Below are 13,729 nucleotides of genomic sequence, written 5' to 3' on the forward strand. Positions count from 1 at the left end.
ATGTCTCATATCGGTTGGTCTGTGTGAGATATTTAGCGGTTGAGGAGAGATGTGGAAAATATTGCTGTTAAGGCGGGGAGGGGGCAGGTTTGTACCTGGTATTATCCCAACAGAGCTTCGACGACACCATCGAGTTCATCTGCGGAGAAATAGTGGATCATGAGCTTACCTCCCTGACCCTGGGGGTGGATGGTCACCTTGGTTCCAAGACGTTTTTGTAATCTGTCCTCCAGGTCGCTCCATTGAGGGGTGCGAGTGGTCCGAGCGATGGATTTGTTCCCAATGATGGCTTGTTCCACGAGTTTCTCAGTCTCACGAACCGATAGGCGTGACGATGCTACCAGTTTTGCAATCCGGAGTTGGGCTTCCGGCGTGGAGAGACTAAGAAGCACCTTGGCATGACCCGTGGAAAGGGTTCCGTCTTCGACAAGGAGCTGTAGATCAGGATGGAGATGGGTTAGACGGATAAAGTTAGCCACGGAAGAGCGATCACGGCCTACCTTGCTGGCAATGGCTTCTTGTGTAAGACCAAACTCTTTCATCATTCTGGAATAGGCCCGGGCTGTTTCCATCGGGTTGAGATCTTCACGCTGGAGATTTTCTACTAAGGCAAGGAGTAAGGCCTCCTGATCCGTACAATTCTTAATCACCGCCGGAATAACGGCCAACCCAGCGTCTTTGGAAGCACGCCAGCGCCGTTCTCCAGCGATTAATTCATACACGCCATCTCCCTTCCGTCGCACCATAATGGGCTGAATGACCCCGCTTTCCTTAATGGAGGCGGTCAGCTCTGCGAGCTCTTGCTGGAGGAATGTGTGGCGTGGCTGGTAACGATTTGGCACGATTTGGGCAACAGGAATTCGTTGCACATCGGCCATCTCTTCGGTCCTGTTCAACTTGGCGGAAGGCAAGAGCGCGTCGAGTCCTTTACCGAGGGCCTTTTTCTCCATGGACTATAAACTCCTTAGCTAATGATACGTATGATTGAGACCCAGAGGATGCCATGTTGTACAGGATCCCTGGACGGCCATAACTGGGCGCTTCTGCAAGTGCGACATTGCGGGGGATTACGGCCTGGTACACCTTGTGTGTGAAATGAGAACGTACTTGGTCTGCCACTTGCCTAGATAGACTGATTCGCGAGTCAAACATCGTCAATGCAATACCCTCAATCTCCAAGCCTGGATTATAGGATTGACGGACAAGGTCGATGCTTCCGATGAGTCGGGTCAAGCCTTCCATTGCATAGTATTCACATTGAACTGGTATGAGCACGGAATTGGCTGCCGTGAGCGCATTGATGGTAAGGATGCCAAGTGCAGGTGGACAGTCAAGAAAGACAAAGTCGTATTTGTCTCGAATTCCAGTAAGTAATGATCGTAGATGGCTCTCACGACCTTCTAGATTAGCTAATTCAACCTCAGCGCCAGCAAGGTCGGCATTGGCCGGCAACAGGGTGAGCCCAGAAATTGATGTTTCGATGATGGATTCCTGAATCGTGCTGTTTTTGACCAGGCAACTATAGGTGCTCCATTTCAGCGTTCTCTGATCAATTCCTAGCCCGCTTGTCGCATTTCCTTGTGGATCAATATCAATCAGCAGCACAGCCTTTCCTTCAAGGGCAACCGCTGTTGAGAGATTGATAGCAGTGGTTGTCTTTCCAACCCCGCCTTTCTGATTGGCAACTGCTATGATTCTTCCCACTAGAAAACTCCTAGCTCAAATTATGTTCCACGTGGAACGACAAGAGAGGATGCATCACGAACAATGTGAGAATACTGAAATAGTTCTAGATCCATGGGCATGTGGTAGTTGAAATGTGTAGTCACTCACAAAATTCCAACCTTCTGGAAACGAGTTTTTATCAAATGGCTTTGCTGAGTAAATGATCGCTTTGCCACATTCGCATAGAAGATCATGTGTCTTCTGAAAGATGAAAGATGGGTTTAGTGCGCGGGTTGTGAGGTAATCATAGAGGATTGCAGAACGTTGTGTACTGCGGAATAACTCTACTGTTCCCTGAAAGACATCAACATTTTTTAATCGTAAGAGCCCCACAATGAAATGCAGAAAGGCTGATTTTTTGTGAGCTGGCTCAATCAACGTCATGCAAAGGTCTGGTCGTACGATCTTTAAAGGAATCCCTGGAAAACCTGCCCCTGTTCCAATATCAAGAACACGAGATCCCGGCTCCATATTGACAGCTTGTAGCGCAGCTAATGAATCTATGAAATGTTTGACAATGATTTCTTCATCTTTGGTGATTGCAGTGAGATTGAAGGATTGATTCCAAGTCTTAAGTTGTTCCAGGTATACCAGAAAGAGTCGAGTTTGGTCTGGCTCAATTGTGACGCCAATTATTTTGGAGCTTTCCTGGAGGAGATGCCCGAGTACCCCACGTTGTTCCACGTGGAACACTTACGCCTATACAGAAAGGAGGTCAATAGGAAATATGACTACAGATAATTTTCAGGGAGTTTAGAGTGGGGATAATGAGATTGTCGCCTAACTTTTTCGATAGCAACAAGCAACAGCGAAATTGCTGCTGGAGTGACTCCAGAAATGCGGGAGGCTTGTCCAACGGTCTCTGGCCGTACGCGATTGAGCTTCTCACGAACTTCACGTGAAAATCCTGAGACTAGATTGTAATCAAATAAACTAGGTATCGACTTTTTCTCAAGCTTTTTGAACTTTTCAACCTGGCGCATCTGCCGATCTATATAGCCCTCATACTTGATTTGTAGTTCAACTTCTTCGGCAATGTCTTCATCCACTGCTGGGATATCAAAGATGTTCATCAGCTCGTGGTAGCGCGCTTCTTGTCTGCGAAGGAGTTGGGCCATGGATTGGGCGGAAAACGCATTTTCTAGGTACGTCCCTCTCGTACGCAAACTAATTTTCTCACTAAATTTCGGCCTCAAATCATGAAGATTTGATATTTCTGATTCAATTAATCGCCTCTTACGCAATAAATTCTCATACGCTGTGATCGAAATAAGCCCAAATTTGTGCCCCAGCTCCATCAGGCGAAGGTCGGCATTTCCATGGCGGAGCAGTAAACGGTATTCAGCCCTCGACGTGAACATTCGATACGGTTCATAGGCATCCTTTGTAATAAGGTCATCGACCAGCACGCCTATGTAGGCCTGAGAGCGATCGAGGATAAACGGTGGAAGCTCCCGAATTTTGAGAACAGCGTTAATCCCAGCTACCAAGCCTTGTGCAGCAGCTTCTTCATATCCAGAAGTCCCATTTATTTGGCCAGCGTGATAGAGCCCGGCCACCAATTTCGTTTCGAGCGTTCGGCACAGTTGTCGCGGGGGGAAATAGTCGTATTCAATGGCATAGCCTGGCTTAAGTATTTCGGCGCGCTCTAATCCGGTGATGGTTTTGAGCATTGCGGCTTGGACATCAACGGGCAGACTTGTCGAGATACCGTTTGGGTAAAATTCATTCGAATCCAAGCCCTCTGGTTCAACAAAGATCTGGTGCCGTTCCTTATCAGCAAACCGTATTACCTTGTCTTCGATAGAGGGGCAATACCGAGGTCCCGTTGATTCAATGACACCATTATACAAAGGAGACCGATCCAAATTCTTTCGAATCAACTCGTGCGTCGCCTGCCCGGTATAGGTTAAGTGGCACAGCACCTGCTCAGTGGTGATGGTCTTGGTACGATAGGAAAATGGAGGCGGAGGTCTGTCACCTGGCTGTGGAATCATGGCTGAGAAGTCAATAGTGCTCTGATCCAACCGGGGTGGTGTTCCAGTCTTCAGTCGTCCGATCTCAAAACCCAAGTCTCGCATACAGTCGGAAAGGTGTTCAGCTGACGCTTCGCCAGCCCGTCCAGCCGGAAAATGGTGGAGGCCAATATGGATAAGTCCCTTAAGGAAAGTACCCGAAGTAAGAATGACGGATTTTGCACCGATGGTCTCGCCGGACCCGGTGACAAGTCCGGTCACGGTTCCACCGTGTACCAGCAATCGATCAACGACCCCCTCGGCCATTGTCAGGAAGGGTTCCCTCTTGAGAGTCGCTTGCATTGCGAGACGATATAACGATTTGTCACACTGGGCACGTAAAGCCCGGACTGCCGGACCTTTGCTCGTGTTGATGAATCGAAACTGGATACCGGCTTGATCGGTATTGCGGCCCATCTCCCCGCCAAGTGCGTCAATTTCTTTGACTAGATGTCCTTTGGCAATCCCACCAATGGCCGGATTACATGACATCTGGGCGATACGGGAGAGATCCATCGTCAAGAGCAAGGTTGTCGCTCCCATCCGTGCCGAAGCGAGAGCTGCCTCGCATCCTGCGTGCCCTCCACCTACCACGATCACGTCAAAAGCCAGTGCCACACCATCTCCTTACTTACCGATACAAAATTTTGAAAAGATTCGTTCTAATACATCATCGGAGGTAATGCTACCGATGATGTCCCCCAATGCATCAGTTGCATCATGAAGATCAACCGCCAGAAGTTCAGCCTGTCCCCCTTGCTCGATCGATGACAAAGCCTGTCTAATTGCAGTCAATGCCCGATCCAATGCCACACGATGGCGGACATTGTTGATCACCACCCCATCATTGGATTCAAACGATGTAGAGAGGAAGCGCGAGGTGAGGGCCGTTTTCAATTCTTCAAGACCCTCGCCAGTTTTGGTAGAAATGGCGTGTATCCTGTGGCCTATCTGTTTCTCCAAAGCGGTGGAGAGGTTCTGTCTAGTGCAGGAAGCCAGTACATCGATCTTATTGAGAACAACAAAAGTTTTTTGTACAGGAACTGGAGAAGGAAGCTCAGCAACCTTGGACTCCTGAAAGTCCACGGCATCCACCAGATAAAGAATCAAGTCTCCCTGCGCCTGAGCATCTTTGGATCGTCTAATCCCTTCTTGTTCCACTACATCGGTCGTTTCGCGTAGTCCAGCCGTATCGACCAGTGTAATTGGAAGTCCGTTCCAGATGACTGATTCTTCAATAATATCGCGCGTTGTTCCCGGGACATCGGTGACAATCGCACGATTGTCACGAATGAGACTATTGAGCAAGCTTGACTTGCCCACGTTGGGAGAGCCCGCGAGTATCACTCGTATTCCATCGCGTAAAACTCGACCAGCTTCCGCAGTGTCCAGCATCGTCTGGATCTGACGACCGACGTCACGGAGATCGGTCAAGAGTTCGCGGTGAGTGACGAAAGAGATGTCTTCATCTGAGAAATCAATTCCGGCCTCAACGCGTGCCTGCAGCGACAGCAGGGTGGTACGTAGTTCCTCCACATAATGGCTCAATTCTCCACGGAGCTGGCGTTGGGCTATAGTAAGAGCAAAATCTGATTTAGCTTTGATCGTATCCAAGACCGCCTCAGCCTGAGACAGGTCCAAACGCCCGTTCAAGAACGCGCGTTTGGTAAATTCGCCAGGCTGTGCCAATCGAGCTCCAGCGGCGATACAGGACTCGCATACACGGCGAAGTATCGTCGTACCTCCATGGCAATGCAATTCCACCACATCCTCTGCTGTAAACGAGTGAGGCCCCTTCATGTAGACCACCAGGCCCTCATCGATGATGCGCTCCTGCGCGATCGACGGCCCGGGATTATCAGCTGATTCAGGATGCGGAGCCGAGATGATATCCGCGAGATGGAGGGTATGAGTGGGGAGGGTGCTGAGGGTTCCGCTTGAGCGTAGCCGCACTATTCTAGAGGCGATGTCTGCCGCATTCTGACCGCTAATGCGGATGATCCCAATGCCTCCTTCAGCCATTGGGGTCGCAATGGCACAAATTGTATCCTCAGGGGCTCCATCGATAGGCACGATCCACCATAGCCGTGATGCCTAGTCGCATGAGGCAGGAGCAGAGGGCCTCATTTTTGATTACTCGGTTCATCTGTACTCAGAGCCACCGATCGATTCTTAAGGAAGAACCGATCGGTGACAAATTGTTGTGCGATGGACAGGACATTGTTTGTGAGCCAGTACAGCACTAGGCCAGCAGGAAAGTTGATGAAGAGGAACGTCATGACGACGGGCAGCATCAACATGACTTTCGCTTGGGCGGGATCCATGGTGGTCGGCTGAATCTTCTGCATCACCATCATACTGACGCCCATAATAATTGGGAGAATGTAATAGGGATCCTGAACGGATAGATCCGTGATCCAGAGCCCTAAAGGCGCTTGGCGTAGATCAATCGTCATGTACAGAATATTGAACAGAGACACGAATACTGGCATTTGAAGGACCATCGGTAGACAGCCCCCCACGGGATTGACCTTATGGTCGCGATACAGTTTGATCAATTCCCTATTCAGCCGGTCACGGTCATCCTTGAACTTCTCTTGGAGCGCAGCCACCTTTGGCTGGATGGTCTGCATCTGCTTCATCGACGAGTAGCTCTTATACTGCAAGGGGACAAATAACAGCTTGATCCCAACGGTCAGTAGAATGATGGTGACACCATAATTATGGGTGTACTCGTTGATGGAGCGAAGGACTGAGAAGATCGGCTTGGCGACAGCCCTCACTATGTCCCAACTGCCGAACAGAAACCATCCAAAATCAATCGTATCTTCCAGCCGAATATGTAAGTTCTGCAGCGTATCGAACTCCTTAGGTCCTGCAAATAGCTGCAATGTAATCGGCGAAGTTGATTGATCTGCGGCTATGCGTACGCCGGTTGAAACAAGTTTTTCCCCCTGCTTCTTCGGCCAAGCGGAGGCACTTCCTTTGGGAATGAGAGCAGAGATGAAATACTTATCTTGTAAGGCGGTCCACGCCAGCGCGCCTTTCCGTTCCGTGTCGGCCTCCGGGGCGTCAGTTTGAATCTTGTCGTCGATTAGCGACACGGTTCCAACGGAACCGATGAACCCTTCGCCCCACTCCACTACGCCGAAATTAGTGCCCAATTCCACTTTTACAGGGCCCGGCAGTCCCTGGGGCGTCAGGCTGATATCCACAATGTAACTGTCGGCGTGAAAGGTAAATTGTTTTTCGAGGTGTATGCCGGAACCTGGGCTGCTATAGGAAAAGGTGATGTGGCCTGTCGGGTGCGCCTGGTCCAAGGTGGTAAAATCTTTCTCGACCTTGTAGAGGCCTTCCTTCAACTCCTTTGCAAGTGCTGCATCCTCGGTTGTAATGGCGAGTGGGTCTGCAAATTTACCTCCTTGCCGAACCAGCTGAACAAGGGCTTTTGCGTCAGAACTGCTGCGATATCGCTTGAGCTCCCAGCTCGTCAGCACGGCTCCCCGTGGGGTAAACTTGGCACGATAGAGCTGGGTCTCTACTTCAATCGTCTCTGCAGCAATGGACTCCATGCGAGGGGATGCCACCTTCAGGCTATCGCTGTGAGTGGTCCCAGGCGACCCCGGGGTTTTTGGCGTTGCGGGGATTGACGTCTGGTTTCCGGCACCGGTGCCGGGCGCAGAGGCCGCTTCATCAGAGACCGATCCCGCAGGATCTGAAACGGTCGGTGGTGGTAGCAGGCCGAATCCTTTGAGCGCATACTCATATCCAAAGACGATCGCGGCTGACAGTACTAGAAAGACAACGAGGCGCTTTTCCATGTGGAGATTATACTTTCGTTAATGAATGAGGCTTGTATCGCTACCTGACCGGATCTTCTCCCCCCGGATGGAAAGGGTGACATTTCAACAATCGGACAAAAGCCAGCCAGAATCCATGCCATGCCCCGTACTTAGCGATCGCATCGGAAGCATAACGTGAACACGACGGATAAAATCGACAAGTCGGACCATACATCGGTGAGATGGCCAGGCGGTAGCCCTGTAGAACCCATAGGAAAACTCGCTTCATGTCATGCTCCATCGGGACGAAGAAGGCGCATATGCTGTAATGAAGTTTTCCAAGCTTGGACTAAATCCTTCCGCGACGACAGGAGAACATCCTTTTTGGGGAAGATGAGGACCCCGCGGCCTAGAACCAATTCCGAATACGAATCCCTCACCAGCTCGCGGAACACGCGCTTCGCACGATTGCGTCTGACTGCATTCCCAAATCGTTTCCCAACCACAATTCCAACCCGACTTGGTGCATCGTCCATTTTGTAGGCCAGGAGGTTGAAGAGCGTTGTCGACATTCGTCGGCCATGTTGCTTAACAGCTTGGATCTCTCGGTGACTCCTCAAAAAAATACCATTTCGCCTGTGTGTCTTGGGTGTTACCGAAGAAGGGGGTGTGCCTTTATCGTGTCCCATCCGCTCATAACCCCGGAGAAGACTGCAACTGGAAGGTGGGCGTACGCTCAATAAGAACGCAAGAGATTGGGGAGCGACACGAAGAACACCTGCATAACCCGTGACAATGGGCCTAGACAGTCAACCGCGCTCGTCCTTTCGCGCGCCGGCGGGCCAAGACCTTACGACCGTTTTTTGTGCTCATGCGCTTTCGAAACCCATGTTCACGCTTTTTCTTTAAGTTGGACGGCTGTTGGAATGTAAACGACATAGTTCCCCTTTCTTTCCCCAAGACCTCAATAAATCAAGATCAAATGAACGTTGGATTATAGGGGAGGCTAGAGGGTCTGTCAATTTCATGAGATTACGGTTCGTGATAGCTGGTAAGGACTCCATAGCGATTCCCTCCGATCTATCAATGCTGAGGCAGTTTTGCGTTCAGCCACCAGAACGCCACAAAGTCCAGCCTGTCGTGACGGGCACATCCCTATAAGTATATGAAATAGAATTGGATCATGGCACCATGTCAATCTCGGCCAGTGGCATCGGGCTTGCTCGTCATTTTCAGTGTGTTAGTATGCCCGAAGTCCTAAGTCTGATACGCTAGCGCATGACCTAGCTAGGTGGCTCACCTTTTCAGAAGCTAGTCCATAAGGAGGATCTACAGCATGGCGAGACGAGTAGCCCTTGTATCAATCGCACTCACCCTGTCACTGACGGCGGGGTGTGCGGACCCCCCGACACAGCAGATCCAAGAGGCGGAAAAAGCGTTGAAGGAGGCACAGGAAAGCGGAGCAGCCACGTACTCTGCGGAGGAATACGCCAAGCTCGAGGGAACTCTGGCGGCCATGAGGAAGGAAGTCTCGGACCAAGACGGAAAATTTGGACTGTTCCGGGACTATGGGAAGGCGCAACAGCTCTCTGCTTCGGCCAAGGCTGAAAGTGACCGAATAAAGACTGCCTCAGTTCAAAAGAAGGAAGAGGCCAAAGCCGCTGCGTTGCAAGCCCAGCAGGTTGCAGAGGAGGCGGTGCGAGCGACGCAGGATCTTGTTGCCAAGGCGCCGGTTGGGAAAGATCGCGCAGCAGTGGAAGCGATCAAGAACGATGTGGAAGGTTTGAAGTCGCTGCTCAAACAGGTTCAGGCTTCGATCGACAAAGAAGATTTCCCAGCTGCACAAACCCAGGCTAAGGCCATCCATGACATGAGCCAAGCTGTTTCAACTGAAATACAAAGCGCCCTCGCGAAAGTAGGGAAAGGCAAACCTGGACGGAAAAAATAGTCACGGTATGGGAGGGAGCCATATACATAGAATGCTTGCCGTACTACTCTGCACGACCTGCTTGGTTGGCTGTGTGCAAGCTGTCCCTCCGGATTTGGTTGCCGCGGTTGAAGCCATTGATCAAGATCTCATTGCACTACGTGCTCCAGAAACTGCCCCTGAAGAATACGGACAATTCATTCGACAATGGGCCTTACTCAAGGCACGGACTCAACTGGACGACGACGTGATTCGCTGGCCCTGGGAGTCGAGCGATCTTGAAAAGGACCTCCGCTGGCTCTACGTCATGGGGGAACGTACCGTTTCACAACTCCACGATCGGCAGGTCTCACAACAGCGAGCAACGCAAGCGAAGGTCACTCGTCTGGAAGATCAGTTTCACAACGTTGCCACCAGGGTTGAGGCGATTGACGGGCGTATTCTCCTTGGAGAAAAAGGCGTTCAGACGGATCTTTTTGTGAAACAGGCACGAGCGTTCCTCGAGCAAAAAGACTATGCACGTGCCATGCAGGCCGCGGAGAGAGCCGATCACGCTCTCAAAGCGCAAGCATCCTTACTTGGTCAAGAATTGGGGCGTTACGCCGACGAAAGTCGCATCAGCTACTGGCAGACCTTGGCCAGACAGACAATTGATTGGTCGCGCACGCACCAAGCGGCCGCCATTGTGGTGAGTAAGGCTGAGCGGGAACTGAGTCTCTACAAGGGTGGGCGGAAGGTGTTATCATATCCCGTTCGGTTAGGTTTCAACGGTATGCTTGAGAAACGGTTCCAGGGGGACGGAGCGACACCAGAAGGGCGCTATCGTGTGACGGACAGACGAGGACAAGGCCAGACGCAATTCTATCGAGCGTTGGTTCTGGACTATCCCAATGGTGAAGATCGACGGCGCTTCCAGCTTGCAAAGAGGTCGGGGAAAATTGCATCGTCCAAGAGCATTGGCGGCCAAATTGAAATTCATGGCGCAGACAATGAACGGCTGGCGCAAACTCTCGGGTGCATCATGCTTGATAACCCGAATATGACTGTTCTCTACGAGAGCGTCCCTGTTGGGACACCGGTTACCATCGTCGGTGCGTTAACGAAGCAAAATGCGGTGGCATCCGTATTGACGCAACTCGATCGTGGCAAAGAAGAAATCTGAGCGGACACGAATGTGGCGAATCCTTCTTGCATCATTCGCAGTTCTTCTCATCATCGTCCTGGCGATGAATGCTCCGACGAAGACTGTCCCCACATCCAGTACAAGTCATGCGGTTCAGCATGCGGTTGTTGAGGATAAGACCTCCCTCCGGACGCTGCAGGCCAGATATAAGGCGCTTTCCAAACAACTGGCACAGCTCATGCCCAACCAGCCGTATATTTTAGTGGATACGGCACGAAACCGCCTCTACGTGAAGCGTCAGGATGAAATTGTTCTGGATGCCATTGCCTCGACAGGGAGTGGAACCATTCTCGATAAACCTGGTGAGGGCAACAATCAATGGGTGTTTGATACGCCACGAGGAGAATTCCTCGTCAAATCCAAATTGACCAATCCTACGTGGATCAAGCCCGATTGGGCTTTTGTAGAAGAGGGGCTCGCTGTGCCACAAAATGCCGAGGACCGTGCTGAACAGGGAGTTCTCGGGGACTATGCATTAGGGTTCGGCAAGGGATATTTCATCCATGGGACGCTCTATACGCGGTTATTGGGAAAGAATGTGACGCATGGATGTATTCGGCTCAACGACAACGATCTGAAAGGTGTCTACAAGCTCGCTCGAGTGGGGACACCGATCATGATCTTTTAATCCACCAAGAACGCGCAGATATTGCCCATGATCCTCTGCGCCATTCTTCTCCTACTCACATTCGTCACACCGGGTTGGGGAAAGGAGCCTGAGGCCTTTCCCGACCTGAATCCCAACAACCCGCAGGAACTTAAAGAAGCGACCCGTGTTCTGGAAGAAGAACTCAAGCTGGCGGCCCGACCGCAGACATACCTTCTGATCGATCTGGGCGCGAGCACGATTCATATTAAAGGTCGTGGAATCGGTCTCCATCAAATCCCCATTGAGACATGGTCGGCAGAGCCGCGAGAGGCGCTGGAAGGGATCCATCGCTTGGTGGCACGACCACCCGTCGTCAGGAGAAAAATCGAACCGGGGGCGGCCACCGAACAAGAACCAATTTCCGTTGCGGACATGCCCACCGACTATTTGCTGTTCTTTACCCCATCTCTAAGCGTGACCGTGGTTCCCTCTATCGCAAGTGACAGTCTCTTCCAGAGTGCCGTCCTGCTCGGAAAAGTCGGATGGCACAATGTGAAGAATCGGGTGGCTCGATTCTTCGGTGGCCAACCAGCCGAGTCGTCGTCCTATCTTCGATTGACCCTTACTGCCGACCATGCCCAATCGTTGGCATGGTCGCTCGTCGATGGTATGGCAATCGTCATTCGGCGTTCGTCAGATAAATAGGAACACTAATAATAGTGCCCAGGTTGCCTTTTATCTGATAGTTCAATAAGATACAAAATGTGAACCATCATGGTCTCAGCAACACCTTGTTGAACCAGGAGGGCGAAGTTTATGCGCACCAGTGACAAGCTGCCACCTCTGTTTCGTGCGACCATCCAGCCGACCCTTGAAACCCTGAATCGTGATCAGGTGATTGAGCGGATCTGGTCCAAAGACTATCGACTCTGGAAACCAGACCCCAAAGAAATTCTCGATCGGTTGGGCTGGTTGACAGTACAAGATCAGATGCGCCAACAGCTCGACTCCTTACAGCGTTGTGTGGTGGGTGCGAAGCAATCGGGCATCAAAGATGTTGTGCTGCTGGGGATGGGGGGGAGTAGTCTTGGGCCCGAGGTCTTTCGCAAGACGTTTGGATCTCAGAAAGGAGCACCGCGACTGTGGGTTCTTGATTCTACGATTCCAGGGTGGGTGCGGCAGGTCACCAAGGCCATTTCACCATCACGCACTCTTTTTCTGGTGGCGAGTAAGTCCGGTGGGACCATCGAAGTCATGTCGCTCTTCGCACATTTTTGGAAACTTGTCACGAAGGCGAAGGGAAACCACGGAGGAAAGCAGTTCGTTGCGATCACCGATCCAGGAACTGGTTTGGAAGCACTGGCGAAGGAATATGGATTTGGCGAGATTTTCTCCAACCCGGCGGATATCGGTGGACGCTATTCCGTCCTGTCACTCTTCGGGTTGGTTCCAGCGGCCCTCCTTGGGTTAAATATTTCACGGCTCCTGGACCGGGCTGCTGGCATGGCGGAACGATGCCGGTTGCAGAGAGACGCACAGGCCAATCTTGGTGCGTATCTGGGGGCTGCGATGGGCAGTCTTGCCAAAGCTGGCCGTGATAAGGTGACGGTGATTGCGTCACCCTCGCTTACAACATTTGGACTGTGGGTCGAGCAGCTGCTCGCGGAAAGTACGGGCAAGGAAGGAACCGGCCTCATTCCCATCGCGCAGGAACCGGTACTGAAACCGCGTGCCTATGGAGCCGATCGATTCTTCGTCTATCTGAAACTGAAAGGAGAGAAGAACGCAGCGCTCGATCAAGCCGTACAGGCGCTCGTGAAGGCTGATCAGCCTGTTCTTCAGTTCAATCTCCGCGATGTCTATGATCTGGGCGCTGAATTTTTCCGATGGGAGTTTGCCACTGCGGTTGCCGGCCATGTCCTTGGCATTCATCCGTTCAATCAGCCAAATGTCCAGGAGAGTAAGGACAACACGAATCGAGTGCTCGACGCCTTTCAATCGACTGGTCGGTTATCAGATCAACCAAATCACCAGCCCAAAGACGTTGCGGAAGCGTTGTCTGGTCTCCTTCAGCCGGGGTCCTATCTGTCGGTGCTTGGGTACACGACTCCCTCACGGCCTCTAGAGGCAGCTATCGGCCGGCTTCGCCGCGCCGTCATGTCCAAATACTGCGTCGCCACGACATTTGGCTATGGGCCGCGCTATCTCCATTCAACAGGACAACTCCATAAAGGAGGACCGAATACCGGCGTGTTCTTGGAGTTAGTGGACCGCATGGCCCCTGACATCCCGATTCCCGGGAGGCCATTCTCGTTTGGAACATTGGCGAACGCACAGGCGAGCGGTGATCTCGAATCACTCCGCACACACCATCGCGAGGCCATTCGTATCCAATTGGGACGAAATCCTGCAGACGTCGTGGACGCCATCACTGCCGCGGTTACAGGGACCGCGTTGTCTGGTCAGCATGCCGGAATGAAGAAACGTCGCCGGAAGACGCGCCGTTGA

14 protein-coding genes are annotated in these 13,729 nt (G+C 51.7%); 5 read left to right on the forward strand and 9 right to left on the reverse strand.

Annotated features, from left to right (window positions below; all coding sequences use genetic code 11):
- Nucleotides 1-101 precede the first annotated feature (101 nt).
- The 9 genes from ACYX34_RS15425 to rpmH all read right to left on the reverse strand — a co-directional run bounded on the left by ACYX34_RS15425 (nt 102) and on the right by rpmH (nt 8,461).
- Entirely contained in the window at nt 102-950 is an 849-nt protein-coding gene (locus ACYX34_RS15425) for a ParB/RepB/Spo0J family partition protein (RefSeq protein ID WP_462077463.1), read from the reverse strand.
- Nucleotides 928-1,704, reverse strand: a complete 777-nt coding sequence (locus ACYX34_RS15430; protein WP_462077464.1) for a ParA family protein — start codon at nt 1,702-1,704, stop codon at nt 928-930. The genes ACYX34_RS15425 and ACYX34_RS15430 overlap by 23 nt, the downstream gene beginning before the upstream one ends.
- Nucleotides 1,705-1,758: 54 nt before the next feature.
- Nucleotides 1,759-2,409 (reverse strand): 16S rRNA (guanine(527)-N(7))-methyltransferase RsmG, encoded by a 651-nt coding sequence (rsmG, locus tag ACYX34_RS15435; protein WP_462077465.1) that lies wholly within the window; start codon nt 2,407-2,409, stop codon nt 1,759-1,761.
- Between the two features lie 47 nt (nt 2,410-2,456).
- Nucleotides 2,457-4,358, reverse strand: a complete 1,902-nt coding sequence (mnmG, locus tag ACYX34_RS15440; protein ID WP_462077466.1) for a tRNA uridine-5-carboxymethylaminomethyl(34) synthesis enzyme MnmG — start codon at nt 4,356-4,358, stop codon at nt 2,457-2,459.
- A gap of 9 nt (nt 4,359-4,367) precedes the next feature.
- Complete coding sequence (mnmE, locus tag ACYX34_RS15445) at nt 4,368-5,813, reverse strand: tRNA uridine-5-carboxymethylaminomethyl(34) synthesis GTPase MnmE (RefSeq protein ID WP_462077467.1); 1,446 nt, start codon at nt 5,811-5,813, stop codon at nt 4,368-4,370.
- Nucleotides 5,814-5,863: 50 nt separating this feature from the next.
- Complete coding sequence (gene yidC / locus ACYX34_RS15450) at nt 5,864-7,561, reverse strand: membrane protein insertase YidC (RefSeq protein WP_462077468.1); 1,698 nt, start codon at nt 7,559-7,561, stop codon at nt 5,864-5,866.
- Nucleotides 7,562-7,601: 40 nt separating this feature from the next.
- A complete protein-coding gene (yidD, locus tag ACYX34_RS15455) occupies nt 7,602-7,823 on the reverse strand; it encodes a membrane protein insertion efficiency factor YidD (protein ID WP_462077469.1) in 222 nt (73 codons plus the stop codon).
- On the reverse strand, nt 7,813-8,211 hold the full coding sequence (gene rnpA / locus ACYX34_RS15460; protein ID WP_462077470.1) for a ribonuclease P protein component: 399 nt from the start codon (nt 8,209-8,211) through the stop codon (nt 7,813-7,815). Before rnpA ends, yidD begins: the two co-directional genes overlap by 11 nt.
- A gap of 112 nt (nt 8,212-8,323) precedes the next feature.
- Nucleotides 8,324-8,461, reverse strand: coding sequence for a 50S ribosomal protein L34 (rpmH, locus tag ACYX34_RS15465; protein ID WP_080886085.1), 138 nt, complete (start codon nt 8,459-8,461; stop codon nt 8,324-8,326).
- Between the two features lie 397 nt (nt 8,462-8,858).
- Here rpmH and ACYX34_RS15470 point away from each other — a divergent pair, with 397 nt between their 5' ends.
- The 5 genes from ACYX34_RS15470 (at nt 8,859) to ACYX34_RS15490 (ending at nt 13,729) form a co-directional block, all read left to right on the forward strand.
- On the forward strand, nt 8,859-9,470 hold the full coding sequence (locus tag ACYX34_RS15470; protein WP_462077471.1) for a hypothetical protein: 612 nt from the start codon (nt 8,859-8,861) through the stop codon (nt 9,468-9,470).
- A gap of 31 nt (nt 9,471-9,501) precedes the next feature.
- Nucleotides 9,502-10,611 carry a L,D-transpeptidase family protein gene (locus ACYX34_RS15475; protein ID WP_462077472.1) on the forward strand — a complete coding sequence of 370 codons (1,110 nt, stop codon included), beginning with the start codon at nt 9,502-9,504 and terminating at the stop codon, nt 10,609-10,611.
- Nucleotides 10,592-11,260: a L,D-transpeptidase family protein gene (locus ACYX34_RS15480; RefSeq protein ID WP_462077473.1), complete on the forward strand. Its 669-nt coding sequence runs from the start codon at nt 10,592-10,594 to the stop codon at nt 11,258-11,260. Before ACYX34_RS15475 ends, ACYX34_RS15480 begins: the two co-directional genes overlap by 20 nt.
- Before the next feature lie 27 nt (nt 11,261-11,287).
- On the forward strand, nt 11,288-11,926 hold the full coding sequence (locus ACYX34_RS15485) for a hypothetical protein (protein WP_462077474.1): 639 nt from the start codon (nt 11,288-11,290) through the stop codon (nt 11,924-11,926).
- Between the two features lie 111 nt (nt 11,927-12,037).
- Complete coding sequence (locus ACYX34_RS15490) at nt 12,038-13,729, forward strand: glucose-6-phosphate isomerase (protein WP_462077475.1); 1,692 nt, start codon at nt 12,038-12,040, stop codon at nt 13,727-13,729.

Source organism: Nitrospira sp. CMX1 (genome assembly GCF_054902215.1).

Coding starts and splice junctions, on each gene's coding strand:
- yidC (WP_462077468.1), bottom strand. CDS start 7,561: ATGGAAAAGCGCCTCGTTGTCTTTCTAGTACTGTCAGCCGCGATCGTC.
- ACYX34_RS15470 (WP_462077471.1), top strand. CDS start 8,859: ATGGCGAGACGAGTAGCCCTTGTATCAATCGCACTCACCCTGTCACTG.
- ACYX34_RS15475 (WP_462077472.1), top strand. CDS start 9,502: ATGCTTGCCGTACTACTCTGCACGACCTGCTTGGTTGGCTGTGTGCAA.
- ACYX34_RS15425 (WP_462077463.1), bottom strand. CDS start 950: ATGGAGAAAAAGGCCCTCGGTAAAGGACTCGACGCGCTCTTGCCTTCC.
- rpmH (WP_080886085.1), bottom strand. CDS start 8,461: ATGTCGTTTACATTCCAACAGCCGTCCAACTTAAAGAAAAAGCGTGAA.
- yidD (WP_462077469.1), bottom strand. CDS start 7,823: ATGGAGCATGACATGAAGCGAGTTTTCCTATGGGTTCTACAGGGCTAC.
- rnpA (WP_462077470.1), bottom strand. CDS start 8,211: ATGGGACACGATAAAGGCACACCCCCTTCTTCGGTAACACCCAAGACA.
- ACYX34_RS15490 (WP_462077475.1), top strand. CDS start 12,038: ATGCGCACCAGTGACAAGCTGCCACCTCTGTTTCGTGCGACCATCCAG.
- ACYX34_RS15485 (WP_462077474.1), top strand. CDS start 11,288: ATGATCCTCTGCGCCATTCTTCTCCTACTCACATTCGTCACACCGGGT.